The following is a 16,941-nucleotide window of genomic DNA, read 5'->3' on the forward strand; positions in this document are numbered from 1 at the left end:
CGATTTCTGCCACCTCAACGGGCTCACCGGTGTTTCAATCCACGCCCCCCGTCACCGAGGGGCGATGCGCAGCGTGATCAGCCGACACGCTGGGTCGTCAATGTTTCAATCCACGCCCCCCGTCACCGAGGGGCGATGCGGTCGACGAGTTCGGTGTCAGCCATCTCCTGGCTGTTTCAATCCACGCCCCCCGTCACCGAGGGGCGATGCATAGCAGTCTCTATGCCGACGTACTGGTCAATCTGTTTCAATCCACGCCCCCCGTCACCGAGGGGCGATGCCAGCGATGCCGCACTTCAGCATGCTGTCGAGCACGTTTCAATCCACGCCCCCCGTCACCGAGGGGCGATGCAAAGGCCGGCACCTCAACCACCGCGCCCCAGGCAGTTTCAATCCACGCCCCCCGTCACCGAGGGGCGATGCCGCCAGCCCGTCGTCGAATACATCGAGGTCGAATGAGTTTCAATCCACGCCCCCCGTCACCGAGGGGCGATGCCAGAGCGCGACGGATGCGACTTCGGGCCGATTACTGTTTCAATCCACGCCCCCCGTCACCGAGGGGCGATGCGTTGAGTTGGGCGCGAGCATTAGGGATTTGTGATGTTTCAATCCACGCCCCCCGTCACCGAGGGGCGATGCGTTTTGTGGATGCGCAGCATTGCTTGCTGCCCATGTTTCAATCCACGCCCCCCGTCACCGAGGGGCGATGCTGGTTTCCCGCCTTCACGTCTGCCAGGAATTTAGAGTTTCAATCCACGCCCCCCGTCACCGAGGGGCGATGCTCAGCACGCCGATCGGCATGTCCTCCGTCGGATAGTTTCAATCCACGCCCCCCGTCACCGAGGGGCGATGCGGACTGCAAGGCGATGCTGCTGCGCGCCGGCATCGTTTCAATCCACGCCCCCCGTCACCGAGGGGCGATGCCAGGAACTGGCGCCGTGAGGCCGCACTTCTGGATTGTCACTGCCGGATGTAAGTTGATACGGGCTGCCGATTGAAAGTTGATACACCGAGTTGAGAAGATCGGGCCATTTGGAGCCCGGGTGATCACAGACGAGGTGTATGTGGAAATCGAACTGTTGAGGCGTCACGGGTTGAGCCTTCGGCGGATCGCCGCCGAGGTGGGGTGTGCGGTGAACACGGTGCGTGCGCACCTGGCGTCGCCGGGGCTGCCGCGCTACGCGCGCAAGGTCCAGCGGGTGACGAAGCTGGCGCCCTTCGAGGCGTACTTGCGCGAACGCCAGGCGGCGGCGCATCCGCACTGGATTCCGGCCTCGGTCCTGATGCGTGAGATCGTGGCGCAGGGCTATCAGGGTGGCGCCAGCCAGCTGCGCGCGTTCATGCACATGCTCAAGCCGGCGCAGCCATCGGAGCCGGTGGTGCGCTTCGAGACGGCGCCGGGCCACCAGATGCAGGTCGACTGGGTGGAGTTTCGCAAGGGCGCGCAGCCGCTGTACGCGTTCTGCGCCACGCTCGGCTACAGCCGCATGAGCTACGTCGAGTTTGTCACCGACATGAAGGTGACGACGCTGATCGGCTGCCACGAGCGCAGCTTCGCGGCGTTCGGGGGCGTGGTGCGCCAGGTGCTGTACGACAACATGAAGACCGTGGTGCTCGAGCGCGATGTCGACGGCGAAGGCGCGCACCGCTACCACGCCGGCTTTCTGGACTACGCCCGTCACGCCGGGTTCGTGATCAAGCTGTGCCGCCCCTATCGGGCACGGACCAAGGGCAAGGTGGAGCGCTTCAACGGCTATCTGCGGCGCTCGTTCTACGTGCCGCTGGTGGCGCAGTTCAAGCAGGCCGGTCTGGTGCTCGACGCCGCCACGGCCACGGTGCAGGTGCGCCGCTGGCTCGACGAAGTCGCCAACGTGCGCGTGCATGGCACCACCGGCGAGCAACCGGTAGCGCGGCTGGCGGCCGAACGGGCTGCGCTGCAGGCGCTGGCACCGCCGTGGCGGGGCGACATCGAGGGCGCCCGGCCGCAGGCTGAGGCGGCACACGACGAGGGCCCCGTGCGCCCGCCCGCCGTGCGTGCGCACCTCGAAACGGCGCAACCCGCCCAGCATCCGCTGGCCGTCTACGACGCGTTGCTGCAGACGCTGCAACAGGCGCAGGAGATCGGCGCATGAACCTGCAATACGAACGGATCCAGGCGCTGTGCCAGACGCTGAGCCTGCCGCTCACCGCCCAAGGCTATGCCGCAGCGGCCCAGCAGGCGGCCACCGATCAACTGGCCTACAGCGACTTCCTCGAACAGTTGCTGCGGGCCGAGGCGGCCGGTCGTCAGAGCCGCAAGCAAAGCATGCTCACGCGCCTGGCGGGCTTCCCCGCGATCAAGACGCTGGAGGATTTCGACTATGGCTTTGCCAGCGGGCTCAAGCGCAGCCAGATCGAGGAGTTGGCCAGCCTCGCCTTCGTCGAGCGTGCCGAGAACGTTGTGCTGGTGGGCCCCAGCGGGGTGGGCAAGACCCATCTGGCCATCGCGCTGGGCTACCGCGCCACGCAGGCCGGCATCAAGACGCGCTTCACCACCGCCGCCGACCTGCTGCTGACGCTGGTCCTGGCGCATGAGCGCAACCAGCTCAAGAACGTGATGCAGCGGGCGATCAACGCCTACCGGCTGTTGATCGTCGACGAGATCGGCTACCTGCCGATGACGCGCGAGCAGGCCAACCTGTTCTTCCAGGTGATCGCGGCGCGCTACGAGCGGGGCAGCCTGATCGTGACCAGCAATCTGTCGTTCGGGCAGTGGGACAGCACCTTCGCCCAGGATGCGACGCTCACGGCGGCGCTACTGGATCGGCTGCTGCATCACGCGCACATCGTGCCGATCAGCGGCGAGAGCTACCGGCTGAAACACCAGCGCAAGGCCGGGATGGTGCAAGCGCTGGCGGTCGCCGGCTGAGGGCCGCGCGACGGAGCGCCCCTGCGGTCGGGCCTTCGGCCCTCCCTTCGGGGCGCTCCGTCGCACATGTCAATGGGATAGAGGTGTATCAGTTTTAAATCGGCAACCGCCGGGAAAGCGTGTCAGTTTTAAATCGGCATTGACATGGATGGTTTCAATCCACGCCCCCCGTCACCGAGGGGCGATGCCAGCGAGGGCGGGCTGGTGGTGTTTGCGGAAACCGAGGTTTCAATCCACGCCCCCCGTCACCGAGGGGCGATGCCGCATCTCGTGCCCGCAGAGCGTGCAGCGGAGCAGTTTCAATCCACGCCCCCCGTCACCGAGGGGCGATGCGTCGGCGACTGCCTGGCCATCACCATGCAGGCGATGTTTCAATCCACGCCCCCCGTCACCGAGGGGCGATGCAACGCGACCTTGAACAGCGCGAAGCCCTTGCGATGGTTTCAATCCACGCCCCCCGTCACCGAGGGGCGATGCAACGACTTGTTCGCGGCGATCCGCTGCGTCTCGATGTTTCAATCCACGCCCCCCGTCACCGAGGGGCGATGCCAACCACTGGCACCGACGGAGGGCCGCACAAGATGTTTCAATCCACGCCCCCCGTCACCGAGGGGCGATGCGCAATCCGATCGTCGATCGGGCCACGGGAGAGGTGTTTCAATCCACGCCCCCCGTCACCGAGGGGCGATGCCTCGGCGCGGCCGGCGGCTACTACAAGCACCTGATGTTTCAATCCACGCCCCCCGTCACCGAGGGGCGATGCTCTTGCAGATGTGCACGGTCGAGGTCGAACGTGTCGTTTCAATCCACGCCCCCCGTCACCGAGGGGCGATGCGATTGAGTCGGCGGGGTGGATAAGCCACACTAACTAGTTTCAATCCACGCCCCCCGTCACCGAGGGGCGATGCGGATGGGATCGATATTGGTGCAGGGTGGCCTGCGTGTTTCAATCCACGCCCCCCGTCACCGAGGGGCGATGCTTCGGCGTGGCATGGCAACTAAAGCGCGTACTGGGTTTCAATCCACGCCCCCCGTCACCGAGGGGCGATGCGCGGCGTTGTTGCCGATCGTCTTCGTTACGTTCTGGTTTCAATCCACGCCCCCCGTCACCGAGGGGCGATGCTCTTCGCACGTAATGTATTGATCCGCCGACGAATTAAGAACGTGTTACGAGAACCTCTGTGCGAAGAAGTTCGTCGGGGTGATTTCATTTGGACAATCCGGAGTAATAACGAGTAAAAGCAAAGGCCTCCGCTCTGCGCGAACCTATAGGGAATGTCCCGGTTGCTTGAGGTTCGCGCAAGCGAATCCTACAACACCAACGGTCCTTCGAAGTCGGTGGTGCGGAAAATGCCGTGTTCCCGAACTTCCGTGCCGCGACTATCGGGCAATCGGTAAAGGCGCAGGTTATCTTGGGTGAGGTCGATTTCGTCGAGCAGTCGGCGCTCCAGTTCTTCGAATTGCACCACACTGATCTGGAACTCGAAGACCGATTTCTGAACGCGCTGCCCGACACCTTCACAGATCCTGGCGATACGCCGCAGTCGCCGGCGGCCGGCGCGGGTTTCAGTGTTGACATCGTAGCAAACGATAACGAGCATCGGTTCATCTCACGAGGAAGGGCAGATACGTATCCATCTCTCCGCGAACTGTCCGGGCCATTAGACGAGCCTGAACGAGTGGGACGACGCCGAGCGGAATGGCTTGGGCGAGCAGTGGGTGAGTGAGTTCTTCCTGTTTGCGCTCCTGCCACGCCACCACCACCGCTTTGCGCGCATCGCCTTCGAGCAGGACGGCTCCGCCTGCGCGCTCAACGAAGTCGTCACCCGCAATCTGGCCACGATTGATGAGGGTGAGCGCGAGGCGGTCGGCGAACGGGCGGAACTCTTCCATTAGATCCAGGGCCAGGGCCGCGCGGCCGGGACGCAGTACGTGCAGAAAGCCGACTTGGGGGTCGAGTCCCGCCGCTTCCACTGCCGAACGGCAGTCATTCATCAGCATTGAGTAGAGAAAGGACAGCAGCGCGTTCATGCGATCGCGTGGCGGGCGGCGACTGCGCCCATCCATCTGAAAGACCGGGCGGGCGTCCTCTCGGACAAGTAGGTTGAGAGCGGCGAAATACTGGCGTGCGGCTTCGCCCTCGACGCCGCGCAAAATGTCTGCGTCACCGGAGCCTGGGACGCTGCGCAGTGCGGCCGCGAGGTCTTCCGCTGCGCGGGTGATGCGCGCGGATTCCTCCTCATTGCGCGCGTCGCGTGCGCCCCGCAACAACATCTGACGCGCGTTGCGAATCTTCCCGGCGATGCAGCTGCGGGCAAACTGCAGCGCGAAGTCGGTGTCGGCTGACTGGATGTGCTGGGCGCGGCGCAGTAGCACGTTGCCCGATACCGGACCTTCCAGCCGTGCTTTGAAGCGACCATTTCCATCCAGCAGCACGAGCCCGATGCCGTCGCCGGCGAGCCGATGCATCAGCGGCGTGGACAGCATCACGTTGCCCATGCAGACCACGCCGCCAAGATGATGCAGCGGCACACGCAGCCGGGTTTCCCGTTCCACCTCGACGCGCAGGGTGTCGTTGTCGAGATGGAGATAGCTCTCCGGGGTGGTGACGTAGAGCGTGTTGAGCAGTTGCATGGTCAGGCATCCAGATCGAAAAGATGGCGCGCGAAGTCGGCCTGGGTATCGCGCGCGGCCAGCGCGCCGGGCTGGCACAGTTCGCGCAGCGAACAGCCCGGGCAACGTTCGTTATTCACCGGCGGCGGGGTGCGTCCGGCGGCGAGCATGTTGCGGATCGCGGCCGCAGTGGCTTCGACTTCCGCGCGCAATTCCGGCGTGATCGGCACCACGCGCCGGCGTTTCGAACTCGCATAGAACAGCGCCCCCTCGGGCACCGGCCGACCGGTCATTTCCTCCAGGCACAGGGCCTGCCCGGCGAGTTGGAGATCGTCGCAGGCGGCGATCTCTGCTTTCTTGTTGCGCGCGCCGTGCTTGTACTCGACCGGGTAAGGCGTGCCGTCGGCAAGGAACTCCACGACGTCCGCCTTGCCAATCAAACCAAGGCGGTCACTGAACACCGGCAGTGCCCGCTCCACCCGTAGCCCTGCGCGCACCTCTACGCCGGGCTGATCGACCTGCGCATGAACTGCCTGACCGCGCAGCGTATGAATGTTTTCCTCGAAGGCCTGTTCGAGATGGATCAACGCGCATTGGCGCGGACAATAGCGCCAGTGCTGCAGCGCGGAGAGAGGAATGGGGTCGGGGGTGTCCATGACGAAGGTGCTTTCAGGCGTTAAACTGGAATCAACATTTCGACGAGGTCAAACATGTCCTTTACCCTGGAGTCCGTCACGGCAGAAGCCCTGAAGCTGACACCCGACGAGCGGGCGGAACTGATCGAAACACTGCTTGCCAGCGTCGAGCCGACCATGCCGCTGCACCCCGAATGGGAGGCTGAAATCGAGCGCCGCGTCGCCGACATGGATGCGGGGCGCACAACGCCGATTCCGGGCGAAGAGGTGTTCGCCAAGGTTCGCGCATTGATCGCCGCGCACGACCAAAAGGCGTGAGATACGTTTTCACGCCTGCGGCACAGCAGGAACTGATCGATGCTGTCAGGTGGTACTTGGGCGAGGCTGGAACTGTCACCGCCGAGCGCTTCGAATCGGCGGTATACAGTGCCGTACGATTCCTCGCCCGCATGCCTCGTTTGGGAACCTCGGCCTATCGACGGTTCCGGCTCTGGAGCGTGAAGGATTTTCCTTACACGCTCGTGTATCGGATCGAGGCGGAAGGGATCAGCGTGATCGCGCTTGCGCATCAGAGCCGGGCGCCGGGGTATTGGCGGAAGCGTTGAGGAAGGAAACCCGGAACTCTGCACGATTGGATCGTGCCGAGCGGCCCATATCCGGCGTTCCATATTCAGAACCCGTCGATCTCCTCAGCCTCCAATCCGTCCAGCCGTGAGAGGTTAATGGTGCCATCCGGGCTCACCTTCAGCAATCTGTGGACTTTGGCCGACGAATACTGTCCCGCCTTGCAGTTGTGCTTCCACCAGACCACTTTCAGCACCTCCATGCTGCCGTCCGGGCGCGCCGATGAGGCATCGTTTTCAAAGAGCTTGGGTAGGATCGTTTTGATTGTCTCGGCATCCGCATCGCTGAATCCGGTGCGCTCGGCAAGTTGGGGATTGATGCTGCCAAAGCATTCGTAGATGCCGCTGTCGACGCGATGCTTCATGCCCATGGTGTCAGAACCGCGCTTGCTCCCGTCACCTTCGCCGCTCACGCTCTTGGTGATCTGCGTGCTGGTTATGCTGACAGGCTCCTTGCTGAAGGCGGACTGGATTGTCAGCGGGCCGCGAATCGGGATCGAGACACCGTTGGCATCGTCGCCTTTCCCGAAGGCGAACACCTGACCAAACGCACGGACATCGAACCATTTCTCGCAGGCCTTTTTCGCAGTTTCTTCCCTCTTCGCTCCTTTCTTGAATGCTTCTTTGCCAAGGCCGTTCTTTTCGGATTCGGCCCGCGTCCGGAGGCTGGGTTCGCCGTCTATCTTGCGGTCGTCGGATTGCACGAAAATCGCATGCCCGGTTTCCTGCAGACGATCCCGAAGCTTGCGCTTCAAGCACACGTCGGTTATTTCCCCCAGACCGCCGTAATCGGTGCGTGGCCGGTTTCCATTGAGCGGGTCGCCGTTCGGGTTCGCGTGCTTGACGCGGATTACGACAGCGAAGTCGATCTTGTTTTGCAGTGAGGTCATGGTCGGTTCCTTTTGCTTCAGTCGTTGGTATCGCTATTGTTGTCGGCAGGCTCGACGCTGTTTGGGCGCAGCGCCTGGCGCTGGCAGTGATAGCCGAGCAGGAATTCGCCGGAGAGCTGGCTGTCTTGGGTAAAGCTGTGACTTGGGAATGAGGCCGTCACGTCATCAAGGAGTTTGTCCATTTCGAACAGAAAACCGGTGCGTTGGGCTCGTAGACGTGTTTTGTACGGGGCCAACGACAACTCGATCGTCTTCCATGTTGAATATGGACGATCCGCAAAACGCTGCATCAGCCGCGCGGCTGTCGTGTCTCGCTTCTCGCCGGCGACATGCAATGCCCGTCCTTCGATGTGCTCTGCGATGGCCAACAAGCGACCGTAGAGATAGTCGCGACTTGTTCGGTCCTGTTCCAAGGCCATTTGGTAGCTCCCTTCAGTGTGATATCCCTTGAAAAGTGCGCAGGCAATGCCGAGGCACTTTTCCCATTCCCAGTTTTCGAGGCCGACGCGATTGCTTGCTCTTCGCACCGTGGATTCGACGAGATCCCGCGGAATCGGCTGCGAATCGACGATGCAGGGCAGCACGCGTTCGACGGTTGCCTTGCGAAGCTTGTCGTCGAGGCGTCGGCCATAGGCGGCTTCCGCAATGTCACGCGGTGCGGGTGCGCCGACAAACCGGCTTTCCTTGCCGAAGTTCTGCGACCAAGCGCAGTTCGTATGCCAGTATTCGATGCGCTCGATAAACTCGGAGCCTTTCAGCTCTCTATAGAATGTGATGGCCATACGCCCGGGGGTTGCAGAGTCCAGACCCATCACAACTACGTCGCTGGTTGGATCAAGCTTTGCCCGGTATCCGGCAATGGCTCTCTTGAGGCGCAGCGCAAACGCTTGCGCAGTGTCGGCTGGTGGCGGCTCGGAGTCCAAGAGATCCAGTCTTCCGAAGAGTTCAAGTGTGTTGGCAAACGGATCGGGAACCAGGGTACCGTTGATCGCCCAGCTAACGACCGCCTGGTCGCCGTTCCGGTATCCCTGCCGGGCAATGAGCCATCGTAATGCGTTGTGAGCCTTTTGACTTGTCTCAAATCCAACGCTGCAAGCCTGCTTTCCATACTCATTTTTGCCGTCTGTAAATCTGCCTCTGAACGTGTAGCCCTCCGCGTCGTTAACAGAAATCAACTTTGCTCCATCGCCGGGGTGACGAAGAAACCGAGAATGATTGCGCCCAATTCGTGCGGTCGCTCCCGTAACGATGCATATATTATTTTCGTGGTTTTGGGCGCGATCAAATGAGATCCATGCATCGATAAGGTCATCATCCTCCCAAGTTCCTGAGCAAAACTCGCCAGGAGTCTCGACTCTCCAGCGTAAGAAAACCTTTTCGTCTTTAACTTTAGTCTTCTTGCCATGCGCATCTTCGATTGCTACCGGAAAAATCTTATGAGCATTTAGATCTGACCATAATAGACCCTTGCGCAAGTAGGCATAGATTGCCCGCGCTTTTGGATGCGAGAACTCAGAGGAGCACCATTGCTCCAGTTGTTTTTCATAGTCGGAGTATCTATTAGCTTCCAGCCCTGGATAATCGGCAGCGCAATACCCGATTTCCTCGCAGAGGGGGTGAGCTGCGACGCCCGCGGTTCTGCCTGCAGATGCTTCGGTTGCTGGAATAAGGGTTGGCGACTGTAATCGATCAAGTTTCTGTGCCCGCCTAAAGTTTCCTTCAGCATCAATCGCAACTTCAACATGAGCTCTTTTTACAAGATGTGCTATCGGCCATGGCTGTGGCCCAGTGAGTTCTGGTGCATTTGCACATCGTTCATATGTCTCATACAGCTTCTGAATCCAACTCATGCGAGCCCCTCCAGTTCTGCCGCCGCCTCGTCGGCCGATTGCAGGTTCTGGCCGAATCCGAAGGGCTTCACACTCATGGAACGGACAAACTTCCGCACCGGGCAATCTTCCGGGCGATCGAACCGGATGAATCCGTTTCTCATCACAGGTCGCCAAAAGCGCGCATGTAGCTTTTGGTCTCCTGTTTCGTCCGGGTAGTCGAAGCCGTGGAACATCAATCCGAATGCCAGTTCGCTCCCTTCGTCATGTGCGCCAGCGCCTCCGCCGAACTCGCAAGGCTCGATGTATCCTTGGCAGTCACGGGTACCGAGGAATATGTCCTGGCGGCCGCCGCGTTCCAGCATGCGTCGTGCAATGGCGTAATGCTTGCCGTCGATTCGGTCCGCCTGAAGTTCAGGCCGATGCTCGTTCCACTCGAAATGCGCCCGTACCTGATACTCCACGTCGGCCAGAAACGTGTAGATCGCCAGTGAATTGCCGCCGCCGAATTCAAGCGGTTTCGTGCCCTTGGTCTGGGTGCGAACGCGTTTCATCACTCGCACCTCGTCGATAACCCAGATCAGCGTCGGCTTCCAGTAAATCGATTTGGCGATACCCTTCAACGCCTCATAGGTCGGAACGTGGTAAGAACATTTTTCCCCGCCAACCTTGGTCAGCGGATCGGTGAAAAGGGCGTGGCGGCCCCAGACCTTGAACTCGATGCTGTTTCGCGTGGATCTAGTCATAAAGCACCTCCATTCTTGAAACCGGTTCGGTGGCAAGGCCGAATTCGTTGCTGTAGTAGCGCTCGTCCAGGCACAGAATGCGGGTGCCCGGCTTGACCTCGCGCACCGCGCTGGCCTCGGACAATTGCCGCAAAACATGAGGAAAAACATTGACGGTGTACTGCTGCGCGGTGCGAAGCAGATCGATTTCCAATTGAACATCGAAAGCCGCGTGCAGATCGGCGATCAGTGTGCGTCCGCCCGCCCCGTATGGAACGATCACCCCTTGTGTAGGTGCATCGATGGCCTTGAACGCTCTTGCGGCTGTCATGAAGGATTGTTGGAGCAGAAGATCGGGTACGCCACCGGTTTTGCGATGATGCTCGGACAGGGCCTGAGAGTTGGATGAGAGCAGGTTCAACAGGGTATCGTCGTAACCGAGGTCCTTGGCAGCGACCGGGTAATCCATCTCCTTCTGCCGGTCAAAGAAGTAGTACTGGTAGTAGTCGGTCAACGCTTCCGGGCCGATCAGATTGTCGTGATAGCGGTCGGGGTGTGTGGCGTAGTCGTCGAGGACGCGCTCGGCCTTGTCCCGGCCTGTCGAAATATCCGGCAGTTTCTCAAGGTGTTCGTCCTGAGGATTGACGATATGCACGACACCGGGCTCGGGGCGGCCATTGCGGTTGCATCGCCCAGCCGCCTGCGCAATGGAATCAAGCCCTGCCGTGAAGCGGATCACCACGCCGAAATCGACGTCTACGCCTGCTTCAATCAGTTGCGTGCTTACACAGAGCACTGGGAGTCCGGCGCCGAGCCGCTGCCGGACCCTGCCGAGTTCCTGTTTGCGGTGGGCCGGGCACATGTCGGTGCTCAGATGCAGCGTTTCTTCATCGTCTAGTTGCTCTCGGCATGATTGGTAGACCTGCTTTGCCGCATCCTTGGTATTGACGATCACTAGGCAGCTCGCTGCGCGCCGCATTTCCTCCAACGCAAGTTGAGCGATTTCGGAGTAGGTCCAACCACCCGGTTTTCGGCGATCGCGCAATTCGACGCGCTTCAGATCGTCAAACAGCTTCCGCACGTCAGGCATGATCTCGTGCTGCCGATGCAGCCGAATCGCGCCCTTGTCCGCGGAAACCTGGTGCAGGAGCGGCTGTGTCGCAGTGCACAGCACTACCGTGCTATTGCATTGCTCGGCAAGGAAGTTGATCGCGTTGTTAAAAAGGTGGATGCACTTGATCGGCAGGGTCTGGATCTCATCAAAGATCAGCACCGCATTCGCCAGTTGGTGCATTCGTCGCGCACCACGGGTGCCCGCACCGAATAACGCCTCGAGGAACTGAACCATGGTCGTGTATACGACCGGGGCGTCCCAGTTCTCACAAAGGATTTTTTCACGCCAGGTTTGTTGTTCCGGGGTAATGCTGGCGTGATGTTCCAGGACGACCTTGCCGTGATCCGCCGGCTCATCCACCGGTTCGAGGATGGAACGGACGACTTGCGCGTTCTGGTCGATGATCGATGTGAACGGGATGACGTAGATGATTCGATCCAAACGACGCTGCTTGGCATGGTGCAGCGCAAAACGGAGGCTTGCCAGCGTCTTGCCGCCACCGGTCGGTACTGTGAGGGTGTAAGTGCCGCGCTCGCGTGAGGCTGCATCCAGGCAATGCTGGGAAATCTCGCGGCGAAGTGCGTCGATCGGACGATCGGACCGTATGACTTGCAGATGCCGCTCCAGCCGATCAATCAGCACAGACCAAGCAACATACTCGCCGTTCGAACGATATTCCCTGACGCGCTTGTGTTCAAAGTCGGCCGTATCTACGCGATCGGCATCGATTAGACAGCTGAAAAGGAAGCGGGTCGCCAGCCCGATTTGTTGTTGAGCCACGCGTTTTTGCGGACTGGCGCGAAGGATTTGCTCGACCACCGCGCGGACACAGGCCGAAAGCTCAGCGTTATCCAGCAATTCTTTGCAGCGGGCGAGGATTTCCGCATCTGCGGAGTGCCTCGCTTCGTCGAGATGCGTTCTTTCCTGCAACTTGCGCATGCGCTTATCGAACGTATCCTCGCCGAATGTTCCGGCGTCGGCGCTGATGCAGTCGATCAGGCCGGAGTGGTGTGAGGCGATGCATATTGCCAATATCTGTGCGCAGAAACGCTCGAGACGGCCTTTCTGACAAAGAGCCTGCCAAACGTACTGCGCGCCCGCGCTGGAGTGATCGACCTTGCCTTTAAGCACGCCGGCGTCGACGTATTCATCATCATCGGTATCGATGAGTCCCAACGCCGATCCGATGTACGCTTGAAATTCCTCGCTGTATTTGCCGAGGTCGTGCAGTAGACCAATCACCTCGCCGGCAGACTCCAGCCCGAGTTTCGCAGCGTATGCGCGGGCAAGCCCTCCAACATTCGAAAGGTGGCCAGATAGCGCTTGTGGTGTGCTATCGGAGGCGCGCCAGTGCGCGATCGGCATGTCAATAGCACGTTTAGTCATAGTCACTTCGCAGGCCACAAAAGCTCGTCACGCTCATGCCCCCGCCGGCGCCCACCCGGCCTTGAAGCTGTGTGTGCCGAGTGGATCAGGGGCATAGCTCCAGTACGTTCAGAGGATCGATATATCCATTTCCGCTCCTCTCGAGCTCATAGTTTGACCCATTCTTCATTCTTTAATGGAATATTTTTGCCGTTTTCGTGGCATCTGCCGCAACCGCCCGCCACAACTCCGTCGGCCCCGATACCTCGCAAGGCGTCCCATGCTTGAGTACGTCCATCATCAATTTCCGGTGATCCTCTTCGGCACTTTCAGCACGTGGCTCCGAGGAGGCCGCCGGGGTCGAGGGTGGCGAGAAAATGCTGCATTGCCAGCACCCCATGGATGCGGACGATGCGATCAGTCTGACTCACGGCAGCATCGCGGATGGGGTTGCGCGATCTCAGCGATCCCCGTGGCATGCGACGGTGACCTATGTCACTCCAATCCGAATATCCCGCAGCTCAGCCTTCCATCTTCCCCAGCCGCCCCGAGATCGATTCCGCGCAGCTGCGCAGTTTCTCGGCCAGCGGGCTGGACCAGTCTGCATCGAAGTTGTCCGCGGCGCCCATTGCGGTGATCGTCAGGGCGACGTGGCCGTTGTGGTCGAAGACCGGGGCGCAGAAGGCGTTGATGCCGGGGATCGGCTGGCCGACGGCGCGGGCGAGGCGCTGGCGGCGGATTTCTTCGAGCTCGTTATCGAACTGGCTTCTCGACAGGCGCAGCGACGGGTCGGCGGCGCAGGCGAGGTGGGCGAGCTCTTCAGCGATCAGCGTTTCGGTCAGGCGCGCCGGCAGGAAGGCGGCGAAGACGCGGCCGGTCGCGGAAGTGACGAGGTTCATCACCGTGCCGACGCGCATGTTGACGTGCACCTGGCGGCTGCATTCCTCGATGCTGACGACCGTCGCGCCCTGGTTGCCCCAGACGGCAATCGCGACGTTCTGGCCGATCTCGTCCGAGAGCTTCGCGGCTTCCGGCGTCGCCACGCGCAGCGGGTTGAGTCCGTGCAGCGCGGACAGGCCCAGCTGCAGCGAGAACGTGCCGAGCCCATAACGCCCGGTCAGCGGGTCCTGTTCGATCAGGCCGAGCTTGCCGAAGCTCACCAGGTAGGGGTGGGCCTTGGCCGGCGGCATGCCGGCATCGCGGGCGAGGTCCTTGAGGATCATCGGCGTACCGTGGCGCACGAGCGCCTGCAGCAGCGCACCGCCGACTTCAATTGACTGGATGCCGCGGCGGTCGCCGTTGCGTTCCGCGGGGCGGGTGGCGATCGGGTCGGTGATTTGCTCGTCTTTCACGATGGTCTCCTGTGCGGCGCGAATCTTAGCAGCGGGGGCGACAAAAACATGCTCTGCGGTAGGGATAAATTTAACAATAGCGAATCGATTGACTAATAACAAATCGTCGTCTACGCTTTGTCCATCCCGCCGCACTTCAAGGAGTCCGTTCATGAACACCAAGGTTTTCGCTTCGCAAGCCGACCTCGAAGAGAAGCAGATCAGCTTCGAGCAGCTCTCCGAGCACGCCTGGGCCTACACCGCCGAAGGCGATCCGAACACCGGCATCATCGTCGGCGACGACGGCGTGATGATCATCGATGCCACCGCGACGCCGGTGATGGCGCAGGGCGTCATCGGCAAGGTGCGCGAGATCACCGACAAGCCGATCAAGTACGTCGTGTTGACGCATTACCACGCCGTGCGCGTGCTCGGCGCGTCCGGCTACAAGAGCGAAGGGCTGGAGCAGATCATCGCCAGCCGCGACACCTATGACCTGATCGTCGAGCGCGGCCAGCAGGACATGGATTCCGAGATCGGCCGCTTCCCGCGGCTCTTCAACGCAGTCGAGAGCGTGCCCGGGCTGACCTGGCCGACGATCACGTTCACCGGCGAGATGAGCCTGTGGCTGGGCAGCCTCGAAGTGAATATCCGGCAGATCGGCCGCGGCCACACGAAAGGCGACACGGTGGTGTGGCTGCCGCAGGACAAAGTGCTGTTCTCCGGCGATCTGGTCGAGTTCGACGCCGCGTGCTACACCGGCGACGCGTATCTCGCCGACTGGCCGGCGACGCTCGACCGGCTTGCCGCGTTCGGCGCCGAAAAGCTCGTGCCCGGCCGCGGTCCGGCGCTGAAGAGCCCGGAGCAGGTCGCGCAGGGCATCGCCTATACGAAAGCTTTCGTGACCGCGCTGTACCGCAGCGCGCAGGAAGCGGTCGCGCTGGGCTACGACCTGAAGGCGACGATGGAGCTGACGCGTCGCAACATGGACCCGCAGTTCGGGCAGGTCTTCATCTACGAGCACTGCCTGCCGTTCGACGTCACCCGCGCGCACGACGAAGCGTCGGGCATCCGCGATCCGCGCGTCTGGACCGCCGAGCGCGACCAGCAGATGTGGCACGCGCTGCAGCAATAGTCCGTACCCCCGACCCCGACAGATGACAGGCCGCTGGCCGCCCGCAGAAGGCGGCGCCGGTCGATGAACAGCAGAGAGAGGAGGAGCACCCGTGCTGAGCACGTACAACTATCCGAAGTTCGAATACCGCAGGCCGCCGGAGCTTGCCGGGCAGCGCGGCGGGCGTTATCCGGTCGTCGTCGTCGGCGCAGGGCCGGTGGGTCTCGCCGCGGCGATCGACCTGGCGCTCCAGGGAGCGCCGGTCGTGCTGCTCGACAATGACGACACGGTGAGCATCGGCTCGCGCGGCGTGTGCTACGCGAAGCGCGCGCTCGAGATCATGGACCGGCTCGGCTGCGCGGAGGAGATGGTGCAGAAAGGCGTGTCGTGGAACGTCGGGCGCACCTTTTTCCGCGAGGAGGAAGTATTCAACTTCAACCTGTGCCCGCAGCCCGACCACCACCGCCCGGGCATGATCAACCTGCAGCAGTACTACCTCGAGGAATACCTCGTGCGTCGCGCGCAGAGCCTGCCGAACATCGACCTGCGCTGGAAGAGCAAGGTCATCGGCGTGGCCGATGACGGCGAGCGCGTCGCGTTGCGTGTCGAGACGCCCGACGGCGCGTATTCGCTCGACGCCGACTGGCTGGTCGTCGCCGACGGCGCGCGCAGCCCGATCCGCCACATGATGGGGCTGGAAGTCGAAGGCAAGATCTTCATGGACCGCTTCCTGATCGCCGACGTCGTCATGAAGGCGGATTACCCGGCGGAACGCTGGTTCTGGTTCGATCCGCCGTTCCACCCGAACCAGTCGGTGCTGCTGCACCGCCAGGCCGACAACGTGTGGCGCATCGACTTCCAGCTCGGCTGGCACGCCGATCCCGAAGAGGAGAAGAAGCCCGAGAACGTGATCCCGCGCATCAAGGCGATGCTCGCAGCGAAGGGTAATGAGGAGCGCGAGTTCGAGCTCGAATGGGTCAGCGTGTATACGTTCCAGTGCCGCCGCATGCACGAGTTCCGCCACGGTCGGCTGCTATTCACCGGGGACGCCGCGCACCAGGTGTCGCCGTTCGGCGCGCGCGGGGCGAACTCGGGCATCCAGGACATCGACAACCTGGTGTGGAAGCTGAAGCTGGTGCTCGACGGCAAGGCGCCGCAGACGCTGCTCGACACGTATTCGGAAGAGCGCGTGGCCGCTGCCGACGAGAACCTGATGAATTCGACGCGCTCGACCGATTTCATCACGCCGAAGAGCGCGGTCAGCAAGACGTTCCGCAACGCCGTGCTGGGGTTGGCGAAGGACTATCCGTTCGCCCGCGCGCTGGTCAATTCCGGCCGCCTGTCGGTGCCCAGTTTCCTCACCGAGTCGCGCCTCAACACGCCCGATGCCGATGCCTTCGCCGGCGTCATGGTGCCGGGCGCGCCGCTCGACGACGCGCCGTGCGAGACGCCGGGGGGCGAGCAGTGGCTGCTGCAGGCCACCGGCAACCGCTTCCAGCTGCTCTACTACATGTCGGACGCAGCCGACATCGCCCCGGCCGAGGCGGCGGCCCTGGCCGCCCTGGGCGACGCGCCGGTGCCGGTCGAAGCTCTGGTCGTCGCCGAGCGCGGCGCCGCCCCGGGCGGCTTGAAGACGCTGATCGACAGCCGCGGGCGCATCCGCGAGCGCTACGATCTGCATCCGGCGACGACGTACCTCGTGCGGCCCGACCAGCATGTCGCGGCACGCTGGCGCACATTCGATGCCGGCCTCGTCCGTGCCGCGCTTGCCCGTGCGACCTGCAACGCCTGAAG

14 protein-coding genes and 2 CRISPR repeat arrays (1 of these 16 only partly in view) are annotated in these 16,941 nt (G+C 62.1%); of the genes, 6 read left to right on the forward strand and 8 right to left on the reverse strand.

The window, feature by feature from the left end; genetic code table 11:
- Positions 1-924: a CRISPR direct-repeat array (repeat unit 37 nt; unit sequence GTTTCAATCCACGCCCCCCGTCACCGAGGGGCGATGC) (it extends 1,044 nt beyond the left edge of the window).
- Between the two features lie 119 nt (positions 925-1,043).
- Together istA and istB are read left to right on the forward strand one after the other, a co-directional pair.
- On the forward strand, positions 1,044-2,132 hold the full coding sequence (gene istA, locus EBN1_RS09170; protein WP_011236249.1) for an IS21-like element ISAzo17 family transposase: 1,089 nt from the start codon (positions 1,044-1,046) through the stop codon (positions 2,130-2,132).
- Positions 2,129-2,908, forward strand: coding sequence for an IS21-like element ISAzo17 family helper ATPase IstB (istB, locus tag EBN1_RS09175; RefSeq protein ID WP_011236051.1), 780 nt, complete (start codon positions 2,129-2,131; stop codon positions 2,906-2,908). The genes istA and istB overlap by 4 nt, the downstream gene beginning before the upstream one ends.
- Before the next feature lie 151 nt (positions 2,909-3,059).
- Positions 3,060-4,031: a CRISPR direct-repeat array (repeat unit 37 nt; unit sequence GTTTCAATCCACGCCCCCCGTCACCGAGGGGCGATGC).
- Positions 4,032-4,218: 187 nt separating this feature from the next.
- Here the strand turns inward: istB and cas2 are convergent.
- Genes cas2 through cas4 form a run of 3 tightly spaced genes read right to left on the reverse strand, consistent with a single transcriptional unit; the run spans position 4,219 to position 6,177 of the window.
- The gene (gene cas2 / locus EBN1_RS09180; protein WP_041646101.1) at positions 4,219-4,509 is read right to left on the reverse strand and encodes a CRISPR-associated endonuclease Cas2; all 291 of its coding nucleotides are present in this window, start codon (positions 4,507-4,509) and stop codon (positions 4,219-4,221) included.
- A 4-nt stretch (positions 4,510-4,513) separates the two neighbouring features.
- Positions 4,514-5,542: a type I-C CRISPR-associated endonuclease Cas1c gene (cas1c, locus tag EBN1_RS09185; protein ID WP_011237667.1), complete on the reverse strand. Its 1,029-nt coding sequence runs from the start codon at positions 5,540-5,542 to the stop codon at positions 4,514-4,516.
- Positions 5,543-5,544: 2 nt separating this feature from the next.
- A complete protein-coding gene (cas4, locus tag EBN1_RS09190) occupies positions 5,545-6,177 on the reverse strand; it encodes a CRISPR-associated protein Cas4 (protein ID WP_011237668.1) in 633 nt (210 codons plus the stop codon).
- A gap of 54 nt (positions 6,178-6,231) precedes the next feature.
- Between cas4 and EBN1_RS09195 the strand changes: the two genes are divergently transcribed.
- Both EBN1_RS09195 and EBN1_RS09200 read left to right on the forward strand, forming a co-directional pair.
- On the forward strand, positions 6,232-6,474 hold the full coding sequence (locus tag EBN1_RS09195) for an addiction module protein (protein ID WP_041646102.1): 243 nt from the start codon (positions 6,232-6,234) through the stop codon (positions 6,472-6,474).
- On the forward strand, positions 6,471-6,761 hold the full coding sequence (locus EBN1_RS09200) for a type II toxin-antitoxin system RelE/ParE family toxin (protein ID WP_041646104.1): 291 nt from the start codon (positions 6,471-6,473) through the stop codon (positions 6,759-6,761). The genes EBN1_RS09195 and EBN1_RS09200 overlap by 4 nt, the downstream gene beginning before the upstream one ends.
- A gap of 65 nt (positions 6,762-6,826) precedes the next feature.
- On the opposite strand, the gene cas7c is transcribed toward EBN1_RS09200, so the two are convergent.
- The 5 genes from cas7c to EBN1_RS09225 form a co-directional block, all read right to left on the reverse strand.
- Positions 6,827-7,669, reverse strand: coding sequence for a type I-C CRISPR-associated protein Cas7/Csd2 (gene cas7c, locus EBN1_RS09205; RefSeq protein WP_011237670.1), 843 nt, complete (start codon positions 7,667-7,669; stop codon positions 6,827-6,829).
- Positions 7,670-7,686: 17 nt separating this feature from the next.
- A complete protein-coding gene (gene cas8c, locus EBN1_RS09210) occupies positions 7,687-9,519 on the reverse strand; it encodes a type I-C CRISPR-associated protein Cas8c/Csd1 (protein ID WP_011237671.1) in 1,833 nt (610 codons plus the stop codon).
- Positions 9,516-10,244: a type I-C CRISPR-associated protein Cas5c gene (cas5c, locus tag EBN1_RS09215; RefSeq protein ID WP_011237672.1), complete on the reverse strand. Its 729-nt coding sequence runs from the start codon at positions 10,242-10,244 to the stop codon at positions 9,516-9,518. Before cas5c ends, cas8c begins: the two co-directional genes overlap by 4 nt.
- A complete protein-coding gene (locus tag EBN1_RS09220; protein WP_011237673.1) occupies positions 10,237-12,723 on the reverse strand; it encodes a CRISPR-associated helicase/endonuclease Cas3 in 2,487 nt (828 codons plus the stop codon). The genes cas5c and EBN1_RS09220 overlap by 8 nt, the downstream gene beginning before the upstream one ends.
- Before the next feature lie 500 nt (positions 12,724-13,223).
- The gene (locus EBN1_RS09225) at positions 13,224-14,054 is read right to left on the reverse strand and encodes an IclR family transcriptional regulator (RefSeq protein WP_011237675.1); all 831 of its coding nucleotides are present in this window, start codon (positions 14,052-14,054) and stop codon (positions 13,224-13,226) included.
- 151 nt (positions 14,055-14,205) lie between these two features.
- On the opposite strand from EBN1_RS09225, the gene EBN1_RS09230 reads away from it, so the two are divergent.
- Positions 14,206-15,168: an MBL fold metallo-hydrolase gene (locus EBN1_RS09230; RefSeq protein ID WP_011237676.1), complete on the forward strand. Its 963-nt coding sequence runs from the start codon at positions 14,206-14,208 to the stop codon at positions 15,166-15,168.
- 91 nt (positions 15,169-15,259) lie between these two features.
- Entirely contained in the window at positions 15,260-16,939 is a 1,680-nt protein-coding gene (locus tag EBN1_RS09235) for an FAD-dependent oxidoreductase (protein WP_011237677.1), read from the forward strand.
- Positions 16,940-16,941: the final 2 nt, after the last annotated feature.

This window comes from Aromatoleum aromaticum EbN1 (genome assembly GCF_000025965.1).
Classification (GTDB): Bacteria; Pseudomonadota; Gammaproteobacteria; order Burkholderiales; family Rhodocyclaceae; genus Aromatoleum; species Aromatoleum aromaticum.